19 protein-coding genes and 1 pseudogene are annotated in these 24,630 nt (G+C 41.0%); 10 read left to right on the top strand and 10 right to left on the bottom strand.

Annotation, left to right across the window (positions count from 1 at the left end):
* Positions 1-131: 131 nt before the first annotated feature.
* From J8M01_RS09125 to J8M01_RS09115, 3 genes and pseudogenes are all read left to right on the top strand, one after another.
* Positions 132-326, top strand: a pseudogene (locus J8M01_RS09125) (integrase core domain-containing protein); the annotation flags it as partial.
* 289 nt (positions 327-615) lie between these two features.
* Positions 616-2,067: an exodeoxyribonuclease I gene (gene sbcB, locus J8M01_RS09120; RefSeq protein WP_211057771.1), complete on the top strand. Its 1,452-nt coding sequence runs from the start codon at positions 616-618 to the stop codon at positions 2,065-2,067.
* 154 nt (positions 2,068-2,221) lie between these two features.
* Complete coding sequence (locus tag J8M01_RS09115; RefSeq protein WP_247671072.1) at positions 2,222-3,241, top strand: metallophosphoesterase; 1,020 nt, start codon at positions 2,222-2,224, stop codon at positions 3,239-3,241.
* A 140-nt stretch (positions 3,242-3,381) separates the two neighbouring features.
* Here J8M01_RS09115 and pyrF read toward each other — a convergent pair whose 3' ends face one another.
* The 9 genes from pyrF to gyrA all read right to left on the bottom strand — a co-directional run bounded on the left by pyrF (position 3,382) and on the right by gyrA (position 13,699).
* The gene (gene pyrF / locus J8M01_RS09110; protein WP_192507316.1) at positions 3,382-4,086 is read right to left on the bottom strand and encodes an orotidine-5'-phosphate decarboxylase; all 705 of its coding nucleotides are present in this window, start codon (positions 4,084-4,086) and stop codon (positions 3,382-3,384) included.
* A 77-nt stretch (positions 4,087-4,163) separates the two neighbouring features.
* Positions 4,164-5,300 carry a lipopolysaccharide assembly protein LapB gene (locus tag J8M01_RS09105; RefSeq protein ID WP_211057770.1) on the bottom strand — a complete coding sequence of 379 codons (1,137 nt, stop codon included), beginning with the start codon at positions 5,298-5,300 and terminating at the stop codon, positions 4,164-4,166.
* Positions 5,301-5,302: 2 nt separating this feature from the next.
* Complete coding sequence (locus J8M01_RS09100; protein ID WP_192507314.1) at positions 5,303-5,566, bottom strand: LapA family protein; 264 nt, start codon at positions 5,564-5,566, stop codon at positions 5,303-5,305.
* A gap of 27 nt (positions 5,567-5,593) precedes the next feature.
* Positions 5,594-5,884: an integration host factor subunit beta gene (gene ihfB / locus J8M01_RS09095; RefSeq protein ID WP_192507313.1), complete on the bottom strand. Its 291-nt coding sequence runs from the start codon at positions 5,882-5,884 to the stop codon at positions 5,594-5,596.
* Positions 5,885-5,944: 60 nt separating this feature from the next.
* A complete protein-coding gene (rpsA, locus tag J8M01_RS09090) occupies positions 5,945-7,612 on the bottom strand; it encodes a 30S ribosomal protein S1 (protein ID WP_192507312.1) in 1,668 nt (555 codons plus the stop codon).
* A gap of 93 nt (positions 7,613-7,705) precedes the next feature.
* On the bottom strand, positions 7,706-8,419 hold the full coding sequence (cmk, locus tag J8M01_RS09085; protein ID WP_210997948.1) for a (d)CMP kinase: 714 nt from the start codon (positions 8,417-8,419) through the stop codon (positions 7,706-7,708).
* Positions 8,420-8,577: 158 nt separating this feature from the next.
* Positions 8,578-9,858, bottom strand: a complete 1,281-nt coding sequence (aroA, locus tag J8M01_RS09080; protein WP_211057769.1) for a 3-phosphoshikimate 1-carboxyvinyltransferase — start codon at positions 9,856-9,858, stop codon at positions 8,578-8,580.
* Complete coding sequence (gene serC / locus J8M01_RS09075) at positions 9,858-10,940, bottom strand: 3-phosphoserine/phosphohydroxythreonine transaminase (RefSeq protein WP_211057768.1); 1,083 nt, start codon at positions 10,938-10,940, stop codon at positions 9,858-9,860. Before serC ends, aroA begins: the two co-directional genes overlap by 1 nt.
* A gap of 68 nt (positions 10,941-11,008) precedes the next feature.
* Positions 11,009-13,699: a DNA gyrase subunit A gene (gene gyrA, locus J8M01_RS09070; RefSeq protein WP_211057767.1), complete on the bottom strand. Its 2,691-nt coding sequence runs from the start codon at positions 13,697-13,699 to the stop codon at positions 11,009-11,011.
* 191 nt (positions 13,700-13,890) lie between these two features.
* On the opposite strand from gyrA, the gene ubiG reads away from it, so the two are divergent.
* From ubiG to yfaE, 5 genes are all read left to right on the top strand, one after another.
* Entirely contained in the window at positions 13,891-14,601 is a 711-nt protein-coding gene (ubiG, locus tag J8M01_RS09065; protein ID WP_211057766.1) for a bifunctional 2-polyprenyl-6-hydroxyphenol methylase/3-demethylubiquinol 3-O-methyltransferase UbiG, read from the top strand.
* Positions 14,598-15,245: an HAD-IA family hydrolase gene (locus tag J8M01_RS09060; protein WP_211057765.1), complete on the top strand. Its 648-nt coding sequence runs from the start codon at positions 14,598-14,600 to the stop codon at positions 15,243-15,245. Before ubiG ends, J8M01_RS09060 begins: the two co-directional genes overlap by 4 nt.
* Positions 15,246-15,606: 361 nt before the next feature.
* The gene (gene nrdA / locus J8M01_RS09055) at positions 15,607-17,892 is read left to right on the top strand and encodes a class 1a ribonucleoside-diphosphate reductase subunit alpha (protein ID WP_210997942.1); all 2,286 of its coding nucleotides are present in this window, start codon (positions 15,607-15,609) and stop codon (positions 17,890-17,892) included.
* A gap of 49 nt (positions 17,893-17,941) precedes the next feature.
* Positions 17,942-19,072 (top strand): class Ia ribonucleoside-diphosphate reductase subunit beta, encoded by a 1,131-nt coding sequence (nrdB, locus tag J8M01_RS09050; RefSeq protein ID WP_210997941.1) that lies wholly within the window; start codon positions 17,942-17,944, stop codon positions 19,070-19,072.
* A complete protein-coding gene (yfaE, locus tag J8M01_RS09045; protein WP_210997940.1) occupies positions 19,072-19,344 on the top strand; it encodes a class I ribonucleotide reductase maintenance protein YfaE in 273 nt (90 codons plus the stop codon). The genes nrdB and yfaE overlap by 1 nt, the downstream gene beginning before the upstream one ends.
* A gap of 23 nt (positions 19,345-19,367) precedes the next feature.
* Here the strand turns inward: yfaE and J8M01_RS09040 are convergent, their stop codons facing one another.
* Entirely contained in the window at positions 19,368-19,892 is a 525-nt protein-coding gene (locus tag J8M01_RS09040) for a YaeQ family protein (RefSeq protein ID WP_210997939.1), read from the bottom strand.
* 155 nt (positions 19,893-20,047) lie between these two features.
* Between J8M01_RS09040 and J8M01_RS09035 the strand changes: the two genes are divergently transcribed.
* The gene (locus J8M01_RS09035) at positions 20,048-22,606 is read left to right on the top strand and encodes a TonB-dependent receptor (RefSeq protein ID WP_211057764.1); all 2,559 of its coding nucleotides are present in this window, start codon (positions 20,048-20,050) and stop codon (positions 22,604-22,606) included.
* A gap of 171 nt (positions 22,607-22,777) precedes the next feature.
* The gene (locus J8M01_RS09030; RefSeq protein WP_211057763.1) at positions 22,778-24,604 is read left to right on the top strand and encodes a di-heme-cytochrome C peroxidase; all 1,827 of its coding nucleotides are present in this window, start codon (positions 22,778-22,780) and stop codon (positions 24,602-24,604) included.
* Positions 24,605-24,630 lie beyond the last annotated feature (26 nt).

Genomic DNA, 24,630 nt, shown 5'->3' with positions numbered 1-24,630 from the left:
CCAAACGTTCATCAGAAGGAAAATCAAATAGAGAAATCCAGCGTTGTTTAAAACGCTACATAGTAAGAGAGTTGTATCCCATTATTGTTTCTGATTTATCAAAACTAACTTGACCTTGACATAGGAGCGTCAATGCTGTTTTTGAACGGTTCTTCGGCAGTTTAAAACACAATTGGTTGCTGAAAATACCACAGCCAACACGTGAACATATGAGAAATGATGTAATGGCGTATATGCCCTATTACAACTTAGAACGACTTCATACAGCTAATGGTGACCTGCCGCATGTAGAGTATGAGCAAAATTCCTTAAGACAAGTGTCCTAAATTAGTTGTACAGAACAGTTGTTTATCAACAACAGTAACGATACAGCGAAAGTAAACGGCTATTTCTATTACGTTTTACGCATAGGCCATCTCTGTGAGATAATATAAGTGGTTCATTGGGTTTGTTTAACAAACTACGTAATTTTGTATCACTAATCATAAGCTACAGGATATACACACTATGATGTTTTCGATATACACACAACATGATAATGAATAGAAACATAAAAAGCACACCACACACACCAAATGAGATTAAACAGCTGATATTAAAGGTAAATAGATACTAATGGAAAACCAGAAAAACAACGAGAATACACCAAGTATCTATTGGCACGACTATGAGACTTTTGGTGCGACACCACAAAAAGACAGGCCGAGCCAATTTGCTGGGATTCGCACCGACTACGATCTCAACATCATTGGTGAACCACTCATTGAATATTGCAAACCTGCGCCTGATTATTTGCCTCACCCTGAAGCCTGTTTGATAACGGGGATCACTCCGCAACATGCGCAAAAACATGGCTTAATTGAAGCCGAGTTTATGGCAAAAATCCATGCACAATTTAGCCAACCGAGTACCTGTGTGGCGGGCTACAATAGTATTCGTTTTGATGATGAAGTCACGCGTTATAGCCTGTATCGAAATTTTTATGACCCGTACGAACGCGAGTGGCAAAATGGAAACAGCCGCTGGGATATTATTGATTTAGTACGTGCCTGTTATGCACTGCGCCCTGAAGGCATTGAATGGCCACTAAAAGAAGATGGTACGCCTAGCTTCAAACTTGAGCACCTAACCGTTGCCAATGGTATTGAACATGGCGCTGCACACGATGCATTAAGTGATGTAACTGCCACCATCGACTTAGCGAAACTGATCAAAACTAAACAGCCAAAGTTGTTTAACTTTTTCTTCAGTCTTAAAAATAAGAAAGCGCTACTCAACATCATCGATGTATTTAACATGCAGCCACTTGTGCATACCTCCTCTCGTATTCCTGCAACACAAGGATGTACCACGTGGGTTGCCCCGATGAGTTTCCACCCGAGTAATAAAAATGCCATCGTCTGCTTTAATTTAACTGAAAACCCGCAAGTATTGCTTGATTTATCGGTTGAAGAATTACGAGAACGATTGTATACCAAACGCAGCGATATGGCTGAAGGTGATTTACCTGTTGGACTAAAGTTAGTTCACGTAAACAAGTGCCCTATTCTCGCACCAGCAAAAACACTGCTACCTGAAAATGCGGCTCGCTTAGGGATTGACCGTGAACAATGCCTTGAGCACCTAAAAATATTAAAAGCTCACCCTGAACTGCGAGATAAAGTGGCTGAGGTTTTTAATGACCCAGCCGACTTTAGCGCAACAACCAACCCTGATTATCAATTATATAATGGTTTTATTAGCAAGGCTGACAAAGCCAAATTTGCGGTTGTACGTGATTCACGCCCTGATACGCTGAGTGAGCTTAATATTGAATTTGAAGATCCTAAGTTTACCACCATGTTATTTAGATATCGCGCCAGAAACTGGCCTGAGTCATTAACCCCTAACGAGCTTGATGCTTGGCGTAAGTATTGCCAAAACAAGCTCATGCATGGTGAAGACCACCCTTCTATTTCGGCTGAAGATTTTATGTTAACCCTTGAAAATTTGGTTCACGAAAATGAAGGCAATGAAAAAAACTTAAACATACTTAAAGCCCTTTATCACTATGCGCAGAGCCTATAAATTTACGGTGTAAACTTGTACTCATGTGAAAGCTGACACCTCAACAGCTTTCACGCTTTGCCTAAATAAGCTTTTTACTCATAATATTAATAAACTAAATAAGGACATCATGCGCCATTTTCCCTCAGCTCCAATCTCAATAATAAAACATATCATGTTACTGTTGCTCATCTGCGTAAGTTGCCAAAGCCTTGCCGCTTTTTCTGACGGACCTTATGTCACACTCAATAATAAAACCATGCAAGTTGAATGGGTTTGTAACAATCAAATGAGTTTACAAACACGTAAATTAACAAAAGAGTTAAAGTTCAACCAATGTGGAATGACATTAAACACGCAGCTACAAACCCCCTCTTCAAAACAGCCTGCGATTTTTAGTAACATCAAAAAGTATGCGGCACTCAGCGATGTACACGGGCAATTTTCAGTGTTGAAAACCCTACTTGTCAATCACAACATCATTGATAGTAAAAACCAATGGGCGTTTGGCGCAGGCCACTTAATTATTACCGGTGATATATTTGATCGAGGACCGGATGTGACAGATATCCTTTGGTTTTTGTACGATTTAGAAACTCAAGCAAAAAAGGCAAATGGACAACTGCATTTGTTATTGGGTAACCATGAAGTGATGGTGTTAAACAATGATGATAGGTACTTACATGAGAAGTATGTAAAAACTGAACAGCTATTAGGCCGAGACATCGACTTACTGTATGCAAGTAACACGGTGTTAGGACAATGGCTCCGCAGCAAAAATGTTATCTTGAAAATAAATAACGCATTATTCATGCATGGTGGTTTGCCTGCTAGTTTTGCACATGACAAGGTTTCTATCGCTAAAATTAACGCTGTATTTTCTCAATACCTGGTTAACAAAGAGCGGCCTCAATTTGCCAAACGGTTATTTGGTCGAAATGGACCAATTTGGTACAGAGGGTATTTCAACAACATAACTGACAAAGAGTTGACTACATTACTTAACTATTATCAAGTAGAGCACATTGTTGTTGGCCACACCTCACAATCAAAAGTTAAAGCAATTGCCGATAATAAAGTCATTGCCATCGATAGCAGCATAAAACATGGCAAACAAGGTGAACTGTTATTATTCAAAAATAACACGCTCTTTCGCGGAAAATATAATGGCGATGTTGAGCTTTTGGTTGAGTAATCCCTCTGAATTTGAGCGCATGAGTTTATAGCGCTTTGTTTCTATCTGTCATAGTAACTTAACTACATGACTTAGCGAAAAAATCACATCAAAAAAGCAGCCTATGGCTGCTTTTAATATTTAACGATTTAGATAAATCGTTAAGCTATTGACGCATTGATCTCTGCTAATGTTTTAACCGGATCATCTGCCTGAGTTATTGGACGACCAATAACCAAATAATCACTGCCTGCGGCAATGGCCTTTTGCGGGGTCATAATACGTTTTTGATCCCCAGCATCGCTGCCTAAAGGCCTAATACCTGGTGTGATCAGCTTAAACTCACCGCCCAGTGACATCTTAAGCGTTTTTGCTTCTTGCGCCGAGCACACAACCCCATCTAACCCTGCTTCTTGAGCAAGTTTAGCTAAGTAAACAACCTGATCTTGTGGTGTTTTTTCAATGCCTAAACGCAGTAACTGGGCTTGGTCCATGCTTGTTAAAACCGTTACAGCAATCAGCAATGGAGCTTTTTCACCATACTTTTCAAGCGCTAGCTTGGCTTTTTGCATCATTTCAAGTCCGCCACTGGCATGAACGTTAACCATCCACACACCTAGTTCAGCAGCTGCAGCAACGGCTTTTGCAACAGTATTGGGAATATCATGAAATTTCAGATCTAGAAATACGTCAAACCCTAAATCAACGAGTTGTTTAACAAATTGGGGGCCAAAGTAGGTGAACATTTCTTTTCCTACCTTAAGCCGACACTCACTAGGGGAAAGCTGTTTAACAAAATTTAATGCCGCTTGCTCGTTATCGTAATCTAGTGCGATAAGCACTTTTTTTGAATCTATTTGGGACATAATATTCCTAAGTGTGACCTAAATTTCAGAAATAGCATTATTATTAAAAGGTGTGTTTATGTTAGTGTAAACACATATTAGTAACCGTCTAATCCTTTACTCGGTGCAATTGATTCCCAATGTTTGCACGACGGACAAATCCAATAAAGCGTATGACTTGTAAAACCACAGTGCCGACATTGATACTCTGGCTTAGTCGCAATATACGATTGTACCAATTTATCTATTTCTGCCAGAACTGTTTGAATTCGTGTATTACTATTACCAAGTAACTGCAACAAAAAGCTAAACCCTCGAATAGATGGTTCACGTTTTAAACTGTCAGTTAAAAACTCAATAGCTTGCTGCTGCTGCCCATCTGTTAATAAAGCTTGGCAATGTTTAATCCGTATCAACACACCGCCTTTTGGCAGTAACTCAATAATCAATTCATTAAATTGATTCATTAAATTCAGCTCAGCATAACTCTGCTCAAGCTGCGCGATATAAATAGGGGCTGTGTAAGTAAAACTGCATATCAGCTTTCGCCAATAATATATGGCTTTAACGTAATCTTGCTGTTCAAATGCATCTTTGCCTAGCTCATATAATGGCCGAATTGTTTTATGCGCTAAAGCCGTGGTTTTTTCCATGAGTTTGGGGGTTTTGTCCGCTAGCGCAGCTTCACAATAAAAGTTTGCGACTGCAGCACAATGTTGTGGCTTAGTAAATAATTCACTATATGCCTCATACATACTAACGCCCTTATGCCACTCTCGCATTTGGGAATATAAATTGATAATTGGTTCTAGAGCATCTTTATTTGAGTTTTTAACCAGAACAATAAGGTGTTCTTCGGCGCTATCTAGAAGCCCGGCCAAAATATAGTCTTTCGCTAATTCTAATCGACAAGAGTCAATGTCAACATGACTCAAATTTGGTTGATTCAGCAGTAACTCATGTATTTTAATTGCGCGATCAAGTTCCCCTCTTTTTCTGAAAAGAGTAGCAAGCGTAAGGTAATGTTCTACGGAATCAGCGGAAACTTCGAGGAGTTGTATCAAATGTTCTAAGCCTTGATCTTCCTCTCTATCAAGAAGGAATTTAAGGCCTTTACTATATTGTGATGTAATTTGACGGTTTTGTTCATGGGCTTGATTTTTAGCACTATTCTTTCCCATAACATAACCATATGCGGCTGCGACTGGGAGCAGTAAGAACAACAGCTCAATCATGGTCAGCGTTCAGTGTCAGGTGACAATTGGCGGTTACTTTTTTTTAGCCGATAATTTTGCCATTTCAACTGGGAAAAAACCTTTACGCTCACCATACATCCAATAAGCACACCAATGAAAAAACAAACACTCATTAAAGTCGCTAAAGGTAATTGGCTAGTCGCAATTAAATAATTAACGTTAACCACTTCGGGGTTTTGTGTACCTATTACAAACGCTAATAATATGAGTGCTAAAACGAATCCTTTTTGTACTACCTTAACCAAGTGCTACTCCATCAATGTATCGCTATTTTAGTCAATTATACTGGCATTTACGCGATCACGTAACTCTTTACCAGGTTTAAAATGTGGTACGTATTTGCCGTCTAGCTCAACTGTATCACCTGTTTTAGGGTTACGGCCTGTGCGTGGAGAACGGAAGTGTAACGAGAAACTACCAAAACCACGAATTTCAATACGATCGGAGCATGATAATGAACCGGCCATTTGTTCAAGAATTTCTTTCACAGCATTTTCCACATCTTTCACAGGAACATGTGCGTGTTGCTCGGCAAGTTGTTCTATCAATTCTGACTTTGTCATAGTGTTTCCTTTAATATAAAAAGGAAGGGCTAAAGCGCCCTTCCTGATAAGACTTAATTATTAGTCTTTTTGAGCGTTTTTGAAAGCTGCTGCCATTGCGTTTTCGAACGCAGGCTCTTCTTTCTTCAACTTCTCAAGAACTTCTTTCTCTTCAGCTTCGAACATAGCTTTAACTGAAAGGCTGATAGTACGGTTCTTACGATCAACACCAACAAATTTAGCTTCAATCTCGTCACCAGCAGAAACAACAGTCGTTGCATCTTCGATACGCTCTTGAGCGATGTCAGCTACACGGATGTAACCTTCAACACCTTCGATAAGCTCAACAGTTGCGCCTTTAGCGTCAACTTCAGTCACTTTACCTTTAACAATAGCACCTTTTTTGTTTACGTCTAGGTAGTTATTGAATGGGTCAGCTTCGATTTGCTTAACGCCAAGAGAGATACGTTCGCGCTCTGGGTCAACTTGCAATACGATCGCAGTGATTTCGTCGCCTTTCTTGTACTCACGTACCGCTTCTTCGCCTGGAGTGTTCCAAGAGATGTCAGAAAGGTGAACAAGACCGTCAATACCACCGTCAAGACCGATGAAGATACCAAAGTCAGTGATTGACTTGATCTTACCAGTAACTTGATCGCCTTTGTTTTGAAGACGAGCAAATTCTTGCCAAGGGTTAGCAATACATTGCTTAAGACCTAGAGAGATACGACGACGTTCTTCGTCGATTTCAAGAACCATTACTTCAACGCTGTCGCCAAGGCTAACAACTTTTGAAGGGTGGATGTTCTTATTAGTCCAATCCATTTCAGATACGTGTACTAGACCTTCAACACCTTCTTCGATTTCAACGAAACAACCGTAGTCAGTAAGGTTAGTTACACGACCAGAAAGCTTAGCACCTTCTGGGTAACGGCCAGCGATAGCTGCCCATGGATCTTCGCCAAGCTGCTTAAGACCTAGAGAAACACGAGTTTTCTCTTTGTCGAACTTAAGTACTTTAACTGCGATTTCGTCGCCAACATTAACGATTTCTGAAGGGTGCTTAACACGCTTCCACGCCATATCAGTGATGTGTAGTAGACCATCTACACCACCAAGGTCAACGAACGCACCGTAGTCAGTAAGGTTCTTAACGATACCTTTAACTTCTTGACCTTCTACAAGGTTTGCAAGAAGCTCTTCACGCTCTTGTGAGTTCTCTGATTCGATAACTGCACGACGTGAAACAACTACGTTGTTGCGCTTTTGATCAAGCTTGATTACTTTAAACTCAAGCTCTTTACCTTCAAGGTGTGCTGTGTCACGTACAGGACGAACATCAACAAGTGAACCTGGTAGGAACGCACGAATCGTGTCAACTTCAACAGTGAAACCGCCTTTAACTTTACCGTTGATCATACCGATAACTGTTTCTTGCTCTTCACATGCTTTTTCAAGACGGATCCAAGCTTCGTGACGCTTCGCTTTCTCACGAGAAAGGATAGTCTCACCGAAACCGTCTTCGATTGCGTCTAGCGCTACATCTACTTCGTCGCCAACAGCAACTTCAAGTTCACCAGCAGCATTTTTGAATTGCTCCGCAGGGATAGCACTTTCTGATTTTAAACCAGCATCAACAAGAACAATGTTGTTCTCGATTGAAATAACAGTACCTTTAACAATAGAGCCTTGCTCTGCTTCAAAACCCTTTAGGCTTTCTTCAAATAACTGCGCAAAATTTTCTGACATACTAAATACGTCTCATAAAGTATATTCCAATTAGCAACCATGCTGCATGGGGTAGTTAAATAAACATCAGCTTCCTGCCAATGCATTGATAAATTAGGTTAAACGCGACTTTTCTAGTTTACCGGCAAGTACCGACTCCTCTAGAACTTTCATTACAACTGCAAACACCTGTTCTGCATTAAGCTCACTGGTATCAATTGTAATCGCGTCTGATGCTGGAACCAAAGGCGCAACTTTGCGATTCATATCGCGTTCATCGCGAGCCTTTATGTCCTCTAGCAGACCACTTAGTGTAACATCTAGTCCCCGCCCATTCAACTCTAAGAATCGGCGGTGAGCTCGTTCTTCTGCACTGGCAGTTAAATATAGTTTAATTTGAGCATCTGGAAAAATAACCGTTCCCATATCTCGACCATCTGCAATCAACCCTGCTTCAGTTCTAAATGCACGTTGCCTGCGTAACAATGCCTCTCGTACTCGAGGAAGCGCTGCTACTTTCGAAGCCGCAGCCCCTACATCTTCATTACGAATCGTAGTGGTAACATCTTCTCCTTCCAAAATGACCCTGCCATTTTTAGAAACAGGGTCAATCAAAAATTGTACATCTAAATTGGCAGCTAATGGTACTAGTGCTTCTTCATTGTCTAGCGCTATTTGATGGTGCAACGCCGCCAAAGAAAGAACTCGATAAATTGCTCCACTATCTAGTACTTCCCAATTTAGTTTTTCAGCTAACAAGCGACAAACTGTTCCTTTGCCTGATCCACTTGGGCCGTCTACGGTGATAACTGGCATAGATGCCTGCATTTAAACCTCCTGAAATGCTCACCTGAAATTTACCGCGTGCATTATACGCAAGTTTAATGAATATATCCTTACTTACCTGTAACTTTTTGTTAAATAGGTACTAAATCAATAAATAATAGAGCCATAATATGCCGGCTCTATTATTTATACAGGTTGAATTAATATGTTGAAATTGACTCTAACACATTAAAAAATGTCGGAAATGTTTTTGCCGTACAGCCAGGATCGTTAATAATGATTTCATGACCACCAACAGCAACCATCGCAAAACACATAGCAATTCTATGATCATTGTATGTGTCTATATCAGTCAACTTTATCGTTGTTGGAGGGATTATTTCAATGAAATCATGCCCCTCAGTCACCTGTGCACCCACCTTACGTAATTCCGTTGCCATCGCCGCTAAGCGATCTGTTTCTTTTACTCGCCAATTATATATGTTACGAATAGCCGTTGGCCCTTTGGCAAACAATGCGACGGTCGCTAAGGTCATTGCCGCATCAGGAATTGCGTTAGCATCAATATCAACGCCTGTTAACTTCCCTTTGCGCACGATAAGCTTTTCATCAAACCATTCAACGTTAGCGCCAACCTGCTCCATAACGTTCGCAAAACCGATATCTCCTTGTACGCTTTGTTTACCAACACCATTGATCTCTATTTCACCGCCAGATATCGCTGCAGCAGCAATAAAATAGGACGCTGAAGAAGCATCTCCTTCAACCATAATGCGATCGGGTGATTTATATTGCTGCAAGCCTTTAACTGTAAATGATTGGTAGTTGTCATTAACAACTTCGACACCAAATTGAGCCATTACACCAATTGTTATATCAATATAAGGTTTAGATACTAACTCACCTTTAATACGAATGTGGGTATCGCCAGTAAATAATGGTGCAGCCATTAATAATGCTGTCAAAAACTGGCTTGAAATACTGCCATCGATGTCGACTTGTCCACCCGTTATTTTTTTACCTTCAATTAATAATGGTGGGTAATCAGTGCTTTTCAAATATTGAATATTTGCACCTAAGGTTGTCATCGCGTCAACCAAATGGCCAATTGGTCGCTCTTCCATTCGAGGCTCACCAATAAGTTCAAATCGCCCAAGTGTTGCCGCTAACACTGCTGTTAATGGACGATACGCTGTTCCCGCATTACCGAGAAATAATACTTCCTCAGGCGTTTTTAATTGCCCAGCACAGCCATGTACAGTCGCTACTGTTTTGTCTGCGTTTAAAGTGACCGAGACCCCCATTTGCGCCAATGCACCTAGCATATGGCGAATATCATCGCTATCTAGTAAGTTATGTACCTCAGTTGTCCCTTCGGCAAGTGCAGCCAATAACAATATACGGTTTGATAGGCTTTTAGAACCAGGCAAAGTGATTGAGCCAGATACTTTAGATATCGGTTTTAATGTTAACTGTTCCATTAATTATGCTCCTTTGCAAACTTGTCCATATAAGCAATCAACGCTTTGATCCCATCCATTGGCATTGCGTTATAAATACTTGCCCTCATACCACCAACAAGCCTATGCCCTTCAAGTGCCACTAACCCTACTTTCTCGGCTTCTGACAAGAACAAGGCATTTAAGCTATCATCTCTTAACCAAAATGGTACATTCATTAACGAGCGGCAGTGCTTAGCTACCTTGTTACTATAAAATTCTGACGTATCAATATAATCGTATAATAACGCGGCTTTTTCTTGATTATGTGTCTGCATTTTTGGCACTCCACCATTGGCCTCTAAATACTTAAATACTTCAGCAGCTAAGTACCATGCAAACGTCGGCGGGGTGTTATACATACTGCCTTGCTTGGCTTCAATTGCATAATCCAATATCGCTGGGCGAGGCAGCCCATCTCTTTCTAAAAGCGTTTTGCGCACAATAACGATACATAAACCTGATGGACCGATATTCTTTTGCGCACCGGCATAAATCAAATCAAAGTCATCAACATTAATTTCACGAGACAAAATCATCGACGACATGTCAGCGACTATTGGCGCATTGTTATGCTTAGGGACGTCAAATATTTCAATTCCATCGATTGTTTCATTCGGACAGTAATGAACAAAGGAGGCCTGTTCTGGTAAGTTCCATTGGGTAACAGGTTGTATATCAAACTGTCCATTATTATCGGTGCGAATATTTAACGATTCAACTTGCGTGAACTTTGCACCTTCTTTTGTTGCACCGTTAGACCAAATACCATTTTCAATATACACACCAGGCGCGTCACCTTGGTGCAAATTCAGAGGGACCGCGGCAAATTGCCCCCGACCACCGCCGTGCATAAACAATACTTCAAAGTCATCTGAAATATTCATTAAGCGTCGTAAAGAAGCTTCACACTCTTCAACCATGGCTAGAAATGGTTTTGCACGGTGACTGACTTCCATCACCGATACACCTAAGCCTTGCCAATTTAAAAATTCTGCTTGTGCTTTTTTCATTACTTCAGGGGGCAACATTGCTGGCCCTGCACAAAAGTTATATACCGTCATTTTTCCTCATTCCTAAACAACAATAATTACAGATAAAAAAAGCGGCCACGGCCGCTTTTTAGTTTGCTTTATTCACTCGGTGAATCATCGTTCACTTGCGTGTTTTCAATCGTTTCGGTGTTCTCTGTATTCACATCGTCAGCCTCACCTTCGGGTAAGTCATCAACTTCAATTTCTTCAATGCGCTGTAGACCAACTACTTGCTCATCTTCAATTGTTCGGATCAAAATAACCCCTTGCGTATTTCGACCAACAGTAGACACCTCACTGACACGAGTACGAACCAACGTGCCTCGATTAGAGATTAACATTATTTCATTGTTGTCTTCTACTTGTACTGCACCAACAACACTGCCATTTCTATCACTGACTTTAATCGATACAACACCTTGTGTTGCACGACTCTTCGCTGGATACTCATCCAATGGTGTACGTTTACCGTAACCATTTTCAGTAACTGTTAATACAGCGCCATCATTTTTAGGTACTATCAGTGATACAACTTTAACACCGTCCGGCATTTTTATACCACGAACACCCGTCGCTGTGCGACCCATCGGGCGCAATGCCAGTATTTCTTCACCGGTTTCTGGGTCGACTTTCACTTCACCAGTTTCAGAATCACGTAATTTTTCGTTAAATCGAACAACTTTACCATGATCAGTAAATAACATGATGTCATTACTGCCATCAGTGATATCTGCTCCGATTAGGTTATCGCCTTCATTTAAGTTAATTGCAATGATGCCACTTGCGCGTTGTCGACTATAAGCTGTTAATGGTGTTTTCTTAACCGTACCATTTGCTGTCGCCATCAATACGTATTTATCTTCCTCATACTCGCGTACTGGGAGAATGGTGGTAATACGCTCATCTGCTTCTAATGGCAATAGGTTAACAATTGGTTTGCCGCGTGCTGTACGTGATGCCAGTGGCAGTTGATACACTTTAAGCCAGTACATACGACCTGATGTCGAGAAACATAGAATTGTATCGTGCGTATTGGCAACCAATAAACGCTCTATGAAATCTTCATCTTTCATCTTAGTCGCGGCTTTACCTTTACCACCACGACGCTGGGCCTCATAATCTGACAACGGCTGATATTTCACATAACCTTCATGAGACAGCGTAACCACAACATCTTCTTCATTGATAAGATCTTCTAGACTAATATCGTGTGCTGCTGCACTGATCTCTGTACGACGCTCATCCCCGTAGGTTACTTTAATTTGAACTAACTCATCACGAATAACTTCCATTAAACGCTCAGGAGAAGACAAAATAAATAGTAGTTCAGCAATGACATCTAACAGTTCTTGATATTCAGCTAGGATTTTTTCGTGTTCTAAGCCTGTCAGTTTATGTAAACGTAAATCTAAGATAGCTTGAGCCTGTTGCTCTGACAAATAATATTGGCCATCTCGAATACCCAACTCAGCAGCCAACCAATCTGGGCGTGCAACATTATCTTCGCCTGCTTTTTCAAGCATTGATTTAACTGAACCTAACTCCCACGGACGTGCGATTAGAGCTTGCTTCGCTTCAGAAGGGCTTGGAGACTTTCTGATCAATTCAATGATCGGGTCAATATTAGCCAACGCAATAGCAAGACCTTCAAGCGTATGCGCTCTATCTCTGGCCTTACGTAAATCAAATACGGTGCGACGCGTAACAACTTCTCGTCTGTGAACGATAAACGCATCTAGCATTTCTTTTAGGTTAAAACACTTAGGTTGGTTATTATCCAACGCAACCATGTTCATACCAAATACTGTTTGTAACTGAGTTTGCGAATATAAGTTATTTAAAATAACTTCTCCTACTTCGCCTCGTTTCACTTCAATTACAACACGCATCCCGTCTTTATCAGACTCGTCACGCAGTGCGCTGATCCCTTCGACTTTTTTGTCTTTGACCAGCTCAGCTATTTTTTCGATTAATCGTGCTTTGTTAACCTGATAAGGTAACTCATGCACAATAATTGTTTCTTTGCCTGTTTTCTCATCAACTTCGACTTCCGCACGAGCTCGCACATAAATTTTACCGCGACCCGTCTTGTAGGCTTGTTCAATTCCTTTTTTACCGTTGATAATTGCAGCGGTCGGAAAGTCAGGCCCTGGGATATAATCAATCAGTTCTTCAATAGTCAAATCAGGGTTTTGGATGAGCGCCAAACAGCCGTTAATAACTTCAGTCAAATTATGTGGCGGAATATTGGTCGCCATCCCAACAGCAATACCAGAAGACCCATTCACTAATAAGCTAGGGACCTTAGTTGGTAGTACATCTGGAATTTGCTCTGTTCCGTCGTAGTTAGGAACATAATCAACGGTTTCTTTTTCTAAATCAGCCAGCAACTCATGAGATATTTTTGCCATACGTACTTCGGTATAACGCATCGCAGCAGCTGAATCGCCGTCGACTGAACCGAAGTTACCTTGGCCGTCAACCAACATATAACGCAGAGAAAATGGTTGCGCCATACGTACGATAGTGTCGTACACTGCGCTGTCACCATGAGGGTGATATTTACCGATCACATCACCGACTACACGAGCCGATTTTTTGTAAGGCTTATTCCAGTCATTTTTTAACTCATTCATCGCGAACAATACACGACGGTGAACGGGCTTTAACCCATCCCGTACGTCAGGTAATGCACGCCCTACAATTACACTCATTGCGTAATCTAGGTATGAATTTTTGAGTTCATCTTCAATATTGACTGGCAGGATTTCATTGGCGAGATCAGTCATTCGATTCCACTTTCCTTCAGTGTCTATCTCTTTTATGTCAAACTAGTCAGACTTATGACAAAGAGATTGAGTTATTATTAATTTCTGAATAGCTATGCTAACACACTTTTTTATAATTTACAGGCGCAAGATTTTAGTGATTTTAATCTGACCCTGCTTATAATGCGCTCAGATTAACGAGGAAGTTTTTTATGACCGAACATCAAAATGTAGATCCACAAGAAATAGCAAAATTTGAAGACATTGCTCAGCAATGGTGGGATACAGAAGGCGAATTCAAACCATTACATGACATAAACCCATTACGGCTAGACTTTATCAATCACCGAAGCCAAGGTTTATTTGAGAAAACTGTACTCGATGTAGGCTGTGGCGGCGGCATACTCACTGAAAGTATGGCCAAACTTGGTGCTAATGCCACAGGCATTGATATGGGGCAAGAGCCATTAAACGTAGCAAAGCTGCATAGCTTAGAAGCGGGTGTTAAAGTTAATTATCAAAAAATACCTGCTGAAACATTCGCACAGCAAAACCCCGAGCAGTTCGATGTCGTTACCTGTATGGAAATGTTAGAACATGTCCCAGATCCTGCTTCTATCATTAAAGCTGTTGCAGCACTGGCTAAACCCGGCGCGCATGTTTTTTTCTCAACCCTCAATAAAACCACCAAAGCGTACCTACTAGCCATTGTTGGAGCAGAGAAAGTATTGAAAATGGTGCCAGAAGGCACCCATGACCATGATAAGTTCATTCGCCCTTCCACACTGATTAAATGGGCTGAACAGTGTGACTTAAAAGTAAGAGCCAGTGCAGGAATTAACTATAACCCACTCTCAAAAACATTTACGTTAACTGACGATGTAAGTGTTAATTACATCCTCCACTTTGAGAAATTAGCATGATAGAAGCTGTCATTTTTGATTTAGATGGAACATTACTCAATACTTGTGACGATTTAGGTGCTGCACTCAATCATACTTTAAAGTTCCATGGCTTACCTGAAGTCAGTAAAGCAGCATATAGCCCAGCTATCTCTAACGGCGTTAAAGCGCTACTAGAAGTTGGGTTCGGTGACAAGCTGACGGACTATGATGTTGAACAGCTGCGCCAACATGTTTTAGATTATTACGCAAATAATTTAGCGGTATATAGTCATTGCTTTGAAGGTATTAGTACTTTGCTACAGTCACTCAACGATGCAAATATACAAATCGCAATTATGACAAACAAGCCAACTTTCCTAACGCTGCCCCTACTGAAAAAAATAGATGAACTCAAAAACATCCGTGTTGTTGTGTGTGGAGACACGCTCTCAGAAGCAAAGCCATCCCCCAAACCATTATTGCATGCAGCGCATCAATTAAACGTTAACCCAGAAAGATGTTACTACGTTGGGGACGCAGAAAGAGACATACAAGCAGCTAAGGCAGCCAAAATGCGTCCTGTTGCTGCACTGTGGGGATATGTTCCTAGTGAGACAATTGCACGGTCGTGGGCCGCGGATCTGAATCTTACTAACCCTGTGGGACTACTTCAGCACATTTAGTATTATAAAATCAGACAAAGCACCATATATAGTGTTTTGTCTGTATTTTGATACCTAGCTGCATATAAAAAAATCAGTCAGTTTTTTTTTTCAATTTACAAAAAAATAGTCTTCATTGAGTTGATTTTTTTATGGCGGCTTAGTGTATAAAACCTCAAAGGTTAATGAACACTAACACAATGCAATTATCCCTAAGTTATCCACAATTGAGAGCAAGTTGTTCTATTGCAAAATTGCCATAACCCCACTATCTTGTGATCCGCAGGGGCACTCCCACCATATATAGTGGTTAAAAGCTAAGCAATTGTTGTCTCAGCGATCAATATAAAAATACACATTCCGAAGGAATACAGGCACAACTATGAACCAACAGCTATCTGTCAGTAAAAGAAACGGCCGAAAAGAGCCGCTCGATTTAGATAAAATCCACCGCGTTATCACGTGGGCTGCGGAAGGTCTAAATAATGTTTCTGTGTCACAAGTTGAACTTAAGTCACATATTCAGTTTTATGATGGCATTCGCACTGAAGACATCCATGAAACAATCATAAAAGCCGCTGCCGATTTAATTGATAAAGACTCTCCTGACTATCAATACCTTGCTGCCAGACTAGCCATATTCCACCTTCGGAAAAAAGCGTATGGTCAATTTGAGCCACCTCGCTTATATGATCACATTACTAAATTGGTCGAAGACAAGCGCTATGATCAACATTTATTGGTTGATTATACAGAAGCAGAATTACACGAGCTTGATGCTTACTTAGATCATTCTCGAGATCTTAATTTTAGCTATGCCGCGGTTAAGCAGCTCGAAGGTAAATATTTAGTACAAAACCGAGTAACCGGAGAAATCTATGAAAGCGCTCAGTTCTTATATATCTTAGTTGCCGCAAGCTTATTCTCTGATTACCCAAAAGAAACGCGTATTGATTATATCAAACGCTTTTACGATGCAATTTCATTATTCAAGATATCATTACCAACCCCCATTATGGCGGGTGTACGTACACCAACACGTCAGTTTAGTTCATGCGTACTCATTGAGTGTGGTGATAGCTTAGATTCTATCAATGCGACTTCGTCCGCGATTGTTAAGTACGTGAGCCAACGTGCAGGTATTGGTATAAATGCAGGTAGAATTCGTGCTTTAGGTAGCCCTATTCGCAACGGTGAGGCATACCATACTGGATGTATTCCATTTTATAAGCACTTCCAAACTGCTGTTAAAAGCTGCTCACAAGGTGGTGTACGCGGTGGTGCTGCCACATTGTTCTACCCACTTTGGCATTTAGAAGTAGAAAATTTACTGGTTCTAAAGAATAACCGCGGTGTTGAAGAAAACCGAGTTCGCCATTTAGACTACGGCGTACAGTTTAACAAAACTATGTATGCCCGCTTGATTAAAGATGATTACATCACGCTATTTAGTCCTTCAGACGTACCGGGCTTATACGACGCATTTTTTGAAGATCAAGACAAGTTCGAATCACTATATGTGCAGTACGAGCAAGATGAATCTATTCGTAAGAAACGTATAAAGGCCATCGAATTATTCTCTATGTTTGCACAAGAGCGCGCAAGCACGGGCAGAATTTATCTGCAAAATGTTGATCATTGTAATACGCATAGCCCGTTCGATTCGAAAGTTGCTCCTATTCGCCAGTCTAATTTGTGCCTAGAAATAGCATTACCGACAAAGCCACTAAACAATGTAAATGATGCGGAAGGCGAAATTGCATTGTGTACACTGTCGGCATTTAACTTAGGCGCCCTCGAATCATTAGACGAGCTTGATGAGCTTGCTGATTTGGCCGTACGTGCACTCGACAACTTACTGGATTTCCAAGATTACCCTGTGCCGGCTGCGCATACAGCGACAATGGGTAGAAGAACACTCGGTATAGGTGTTATCAACTACGCTTACTACCTTGCTAAAAACGGTGTAAAATATTCAGATGGCAGTGCTAATGGCCTGACACACCAAACATTTGAAGCAATTCAATATTATTTAATGAAAGCATCAAATACTTTGGCGAAAGAACGCGGCGCATGTCCATTATTTAATGAAACTACGTACTCTCAAGGCATTATGCCCATAGACACCTATAAGCGTGATCTAGACAAAGTATGTGATGAAGCATTAAAGCTTGATTGGGACGCGCTACGTGCCAGCATTAAAGAACATGGTATGCGTAACTCAACGCTATCAGCCTTAATGCCATCTGAAACATCGTCGCAAATATCAAATGCGACCAATGGTATTGAACCACCTCGGGGTCATATCAGTGTCAAAGCAAGTAAAGATGGCATTTTAAAGCAGGTCGTTCCAGAGTATGAACGCTTGAAAGACAACTATGAGTTGCTTTGGGACATTCCGTCTAACGATGGCTACCTTGCACTCGTTGGTATTATGCAAAAATTTGTTGACCAAACTATTTCTGCTAACACCAACTACGACCCGAATAAATTTGAAGGTGGTAAAGTTCCAATGAAACTACTGCTGAAAGATTTGCTTACTGCATACAAATTAGGGGTAAAAACGCTTTATTATCATAATACCCGTGATGGCGCTTCTGATGCTCATGATGAAATGAAACCAGAAGTTGAAGATGATGGCTGTGAAGGCGGCGCGTGTAAAATTTAAGCTTTAGCGGGCCTTTTCGGCCCGCCCTCTTTAGTATCGAGTATTAACTATGTCCTATTCTACGTTTAGCAGAAAACACAACGATCAACTACAGGAGCCAATGTTTTTTGGCCAAACTGTAAACGTTTCTCGTTATGACCAACAAAAGTACCCTATTTTTGAAAAGCTGATTGAAAAACAACTGTCCTTTTTCTGGCGACCAGAAGAAGTCGATGTGAGTAAAGATAAAATAGATTTTCAGGCACTGCCTGAACACGAGAAACATATATTTTTAAGTAACTTGAAATACCAAACACTATTAGATAGTGTCCAAGGTCGTTCTCCTAACGTTGCACTATTGCCGATTGTATCTATCCCTGAATTAGAAACTTGGATTGAGACATGGGCGTTCAGCGAAACAATTCATAGTCGCTCATATACGCACATTATTCGTAATGTAACGCAGTCACCTGAACTTATTTTTGATGACATTGTCAGCAACGACAAAATTAATGAGCGTGCTGATGCCGTCACGCGTTATTATGATGCTTTGATTGAGCAAGTCTCCCTATTTAACTTGTATGGTGAGGGTAAACATGAGGTCAATGGCAAAACTGTTGTAATTAGTTTATTCGAGTTGAAAAAACTACTTTACCTTTGCGTCATGTCGGTAAATATCTTAGAAGCTATTCGTTTTTACGTCAGCTTTGCGTGTTCGTTTGCTTTTGCAGAACGTGAGTTAATGGAAGGCAATGCAAAAATCATTAAGTTAATTGCGCGTGATGAAGCACTCCATTTATCTGGTACACAACATATGCTCAACATAATGCAAGAAGGCAAGGACGACCCTGAAATGGCAATCGTCGCTGCACAATGTAAAGACGAAGCAATCGCGATGTTTGTAGAAGCTGCTGAGCAAGAAAAAGAATGGGCTGAGTACTTATTTAAAGATGGCTCAATGATTGGCCTAAATAAAGATATTTTATGCCAGTATGTCGAGTACATCACTAATACACGTATGACTGCCGTCGGCTTACCAACACAATTTGAAAAAAAATCTAACCCAATCCCTTGGATCAATGCGTGGTTAATTTCAGATAATGTCCAAGTTGCACCACAAGAAGCTGAAATTAGCTCCTATCTTGTTGGACAAATAGACTCAAAGGTTGATGCCTCTGACTTCGGTGATTTTGACTTGTAATGGTTGAAAAACCCTACCCTGTGATATCGATAACAGATCACGATGAGCCACTTGAATTTGTGGCTCATTCCCCAACTCTATTACATACATTGGAAGCTGCAAATATAGATGTACCATATCAATGTCGTGAAGGGTTTTGTGGGGCGTGCAGAGCACAGCTTAATGAGGGGAAAATCACCTATAATCAAGAGCCTCTCGCTTTTGTACGAGAAGGAGAGATATTACTATGCTGCTCTCGCCCCCTCTCTAACATTAAAATTACGCTGCTATAGAAACAAGTTGCCCCTAGCGGGTTTTAGAGCAGTTGAGCAACACTGGTTTCATAGTATTCATGCTTATCACTAATGCTCAGTTGATTTTGTTCAATCACCACATCCCAATGCAAGCTGCGACTTAATGCATCACTTAATGCATCTACAAACTGTGCTTCAAGAGAAAAAACACTTAAATTATCTATCAAATGTAATCTTTGCGACACCTCATCAAACCACACATCATTTTCTTTTATTAAAATCACCAATTTACCAAACAATTTAGCGAGTCGTATGATCTCATCGAACTCCAGGGTATTTGCATACAAAGCCACGGTAATATAGCCAGTATCATCTTCCAGCCATACATCCGGCTTTTGTTTGTCTGAGTTGGCGTTTAAATTTGCTTTTTGATCATAAGATATCGCGCACAATCCTACTATTTTAAGTACAAAATGCTCAAGAGATTCAGACTTTTGTAACGCAGTCGTAAACACTTCTTGGTGATTGGCATGATGAAATAAGTCAGCCACATTAACGCGCGCTTTAAAAACAAAAGGTTTGATCATGTTAATCTCCCTACTCTGTCACGCTCTAACTATAGACTTTGTGTCGATTTTAGCAAAAATATTTGAGGTTATAGTATAACATCATTGAACTGCCAATTATGTGGTGTTATATTGTCACGAATTAATTCAACCTCAACGTTAGTGTCTAATAAATTATGATGAAGCAGTCTCTTATCAGCAGTGCAATTGTTACTGCACTTTTCTCAAGCAACGTATTTGCCGCAGATGTAAAAGGTAAAATACTCGACAATAACAATCAGCCAGTAAGTGGAGCAAAAGTACACTTACATGGTAAAAGCCAGTCAGTAACTACTGATAAAAACGGCCAATTTACAATTAATGTCGATGCCGACTCACAACTTCATATCACCAAAAACAATTATTTAGATGAACGCTTACCAGTAACAACCGATAACGCTTATGTAACCGTCGTACTAAAGCCTAGTGCTGTTGAAAGTATGGTTGTTTATGCATCTGCGTTACACAAAAATAATGTTGAAATGGCGTCTCCAGTGACAGTATTAGCTGGTGACGAATTGAAAAACGCAGCCAAGCCAACTCTTGGGGAAACGCTGAAAGGTCAACCTGGCATCAATGCAAGCTACTTTGGTCCTGTTTCTTCGAGCCCTATTATTCGAGGCTTAGACGGTCCTCGTGTCAAAATTACTCAAAACGGATTAGACAGCAGTGATGCATCTCGCGTTGGCCCTGACCACGCAAATACAAACGACAGTCTATCCGCACAACAAATTGAAGTGCTTCGTGGGCCAGCGACATTGTTATATGGCTCAGGCGCGATTGGTGGCGTTGTAAATGTGGTCGATAATCGTATTCCTACTGACATTATAGAGTCATTGTCTGGCGCCGCTGAGTATAGCCACGATACGGTATCTAATACCAATACCTATGCTGCAATGCTTGAAACTGGATCTGACGGTTTTAATTTCCATTTTGACGGCGTAAGCCGCAAAGGTGGTGATTATGACACGCCTGAGTTTAACTTACCGCATGAAGAACACGACGAGCATGGCGAAGATGATCATGACGCACATGATGATCACGGGCACGAGGGTGAGCATGATGATCACAATGAGTCACCTGAAACGGCTAAAAAGGTAGATAATACTTTTATAGATTCTCAGCAAGTTAATTTTGGTACTAGTTACGTAAATGAACATTTAACACTGGGTTTAAGCTTCGGTCGAATTGATACAGATTACGGTATTCCTGCCCATAGTCATGAAGGTCATGACCATGAAGGCCATGAACATGACGAGCATGAAGGTGAAGATGATCATGCAGATGAAAGCGCTGAACAAGGTGTATTTGCTCGTGTAAAACAAGACCGTTGGCAAGCTCTCTTTAACTACTCTCTTCATAACGAATGGATTGAATCAATTAATGTAAGAGCGGGTTATACGGACTATGAGCATAGCGAGATTGAGCATGGCAGTATTGGCACAACATTCAAAAACAAAACCACAGAGTTACGCACCGGCATAGAACATCGTATCGGTGAATGGCACGGTATTGTAGGATACCATTACGCAGATAGCGACTATAAAGCTGATGGTGCCGAAGCATTTACTCCAGCAACAGAAACAAAATCTCATGCGCTGTTTTTACTTGAAGAACGCACGTTTGGTGATTTTACGCTAGAGCTTGGTGCGCGTATTGAAGATTTTCAGCTATCTAGCTTAGTAACAACTGAAGCGCATCACGATGATCATGACGACCACGGTGATGATGATCATGACGACCACGGCCATGATGATCACGACGACCACGGCCATGATGATCACGACGACCACGGCCATGATGATCACGACGACCACGGACATGACGACCACAAAGAATATGAATCAGTGGCTTATCAATTAGACATGACAAATATCAGTGCTTCAATTGGTGGTGTTTACAATTTTACAGAAGGGCATAACGTCGCATTTAATGTTTCTCGTTCTGAGCGAGCTCCCCTAACGGCCGAACTATTGTCAAATGGTACCCATATTGCTACTCGTACTTACGAGCTAGGCCTTGGCTATGTAATTGAAGATGGTGAAGTGCACTTCGAACCGCAAGAAATTGCGCAAGAAACGGCCACTAATATTGATTTCAGCGTACGTCGTTTTATTGGTGATTTTGGCTATACCATTAATGTTTTCTATAATGATGTTGCTAATTATTACTATCAACAAAATACAGGGTTAATGTTTACCTCTGAACATGGTATTGAAAACGCAGATCATTTCCATGAAGGCGCATTACCAGTATTTAAGTTTGCCAGTGATGATGCTGAACTTTATGGTGTTGAGCTAGATGCACATTATCGGATCAATGATAAAAACCGTGTGAAAGTATTCGCTGACACGCTAACAGCTAAATTAGACAATGACCAATATCTACCTCGGATCCCAAGTAATAAGCTTGGCGTGAAATATGAATATGAGCATGCAGGTTGGAAAGCGAATATGACAATAACACGTTATAATAGCCAATCAGATATTGCTGCTTATGAGAGTAAAACTAATGGTTATACATTGGTAGATACAAGCTTTCAGTATGATTTCTCGGCACAGGGTATCGACTTTGTTGGCTACGCTAATATTGACAACTTGACCAATGAACTTGGCTTTGTACATAGCTCCTTCATAAAAGAGCAAGCCCCTTTACCGGGTAGAAACTTAAAATTAGGCTTACGCGCCTACTTTTAATTCGCGCTTCGGAAAATGGAACCAAACATAGTTTTGGTTCCATTTTTTCTTCTATATTTTCCCTTCCCCCTTCTTACACTTTCAACGTTAAATTAATGTAATGCTCTGTAATGGATAAAATTAACATTTAGACCTATGCTCTGCCCACTTCAATTAGTAAGGACAGATGCAATGAGCAAGTTACGTATTGCTACACTCTCTAGCATAATAGGCCTCGTCACGGTCGTTGGCTGCAGTACACAACAATCCGCACCACCCGTTAACCCACCAAAAATAACACCAGCAGAAGGTGGTGAAATTAAACGGGTGTGGTTAGATCAAGGCTGGAGCGAGCAAATAAGAAACGATTTTTGGTTTACTAATCAAGGCGCACAAATCATTCCCTACACATGGTTTGTATGGCTTGAACAAGCAGAAAGTGAGCAACTATTTCGCCACACGGATCATATGGAGATGTTACGTTACTTGCCGATGCAAGCATCACAGTCAAATCCTGGTGGTCTTCCCATAGGCTTTGCATTGCATAATAATCAAACAACAGGTGAAAGCTGGGTTGGTATGACGTGCGCAGCTTGTCATACCAACCAATTAGATTATAAAGGGACAAAAATACTCATCGAAGGTGCGCCGACACTCGGTAATTTTGTACTTTTTTTCAAAAAACTGATTGAAGCTATGGATAAAACCCTAGCTGACACAGCCAAATTTGAGCGTTTTGCAGCAAATGTACTCGGCCCAAATAGAACGGACAATGATGTAGCACAATTAAAAACTCGCCTCCAAGACATTGCATTGGCTTCTGCAAAACGCCAAACTGTTAATGCACTACCAACAGACTACCCTGAAGATTTCACAAGTTATGCACGGCTTGATGCTTTTGGCAATATACAAAACGCCGGAACGGCCTTTGCTCTACATGACCTTACAAATAAAAACACGCCGACAGGCCCTGTATCATATCCATTCTTATGGGGAACCCATCAATCCGATGTTGTACAATGGAATGCTTCTGCACCTAACACCCCTATTGTAGGACCTCTGGTGAGAAATATTGGCGAGGTCGTCGGTGTATTTGGTAGCCTAGATATTAAGGAGGCGCCCATATGGCAACGTTTATGGGGTAAAAAGGTTCGCTATTCTTCAACCGTTGATATTATGGGTCTAGGCTACCTTGAGTCATGGGTTAAAACACTCAAGTCACCACAATGGCCTGTCCAGTACTTCCCTGCGATAGACAACAATAAAGCCGCCGCTGGCGCACTGTTATATAAAGCGGAATGTGCGAGCTGTCATCAAATTGTTCCGCGTGAAGATGAGTTGAAACGCTACATTGCAAACCAAACCCTGATAAGTGAATTAGGCACTGATCCTGTAACGGCTTACAACGCATCATGCCATATGGCGAACACGCTTATTCTAGAAGGAACTAAAGAGCGTATTTTAATTGGTGATAAGTTCGGGCCAACAGGTAATGCGATTGATATTCCTGTAAATGGTGTTGTAGGTCTGGTGCTTAAAGATATTCCACTTGCATTAAAAGCAGGTAATATTGCTGAACGTAGACAAGCCAATGGCAAAAAGCTCAGTGGGCTTGCTGAATTTGAGGCACTGGTATCTGAGCATCTAAAAGCCCGTAATAGCAAAGCAAAATCTGCCGCTACTGACTGTATAGATGGCACCTTGGACAATGGTGTATATAAAGGACGACCTTTAAATGGTATTTGGGCAACCGCGCCATACTTACACAACGGTTCTGTCGCAAATTTATGGGAGCTTTTACAAACTCCCAAAGCTCGCTCTAACACTTTTTGGGTCGGTAGTAGAGAGTTTGATCCTGTCAACGTAGGTTATGAAACGCATCAAGGGTTGAATTTGTTTAAAGTCACTGATAGCAATGGCAAAATTAGAGCTGGTAACTCTAACTTAGGCCATAGCTATGGCACCCACCTAAACGATACGCAAAAATGGCAACTCGTTGAATTCATGAAAACACTTTAATATCAACGGGGCATAGGCCATCAGCT

Source organism: Pseudoalteromonas sp. MMG005 (assembly GCF_018101015.1).
Classification (GTDB): domain Bacteria; phylum Pseudomonadota; class Gammaproteobacteria; order Enterobacterales; family Alteromonadaceae; genus Pseudoalteromonas; species Pseudoalteromonas aurantia.
Note: the sequence above shows the minus strand (reverse complement) of the source record. Positions and strands in the feature narration are given on the sequence as shown.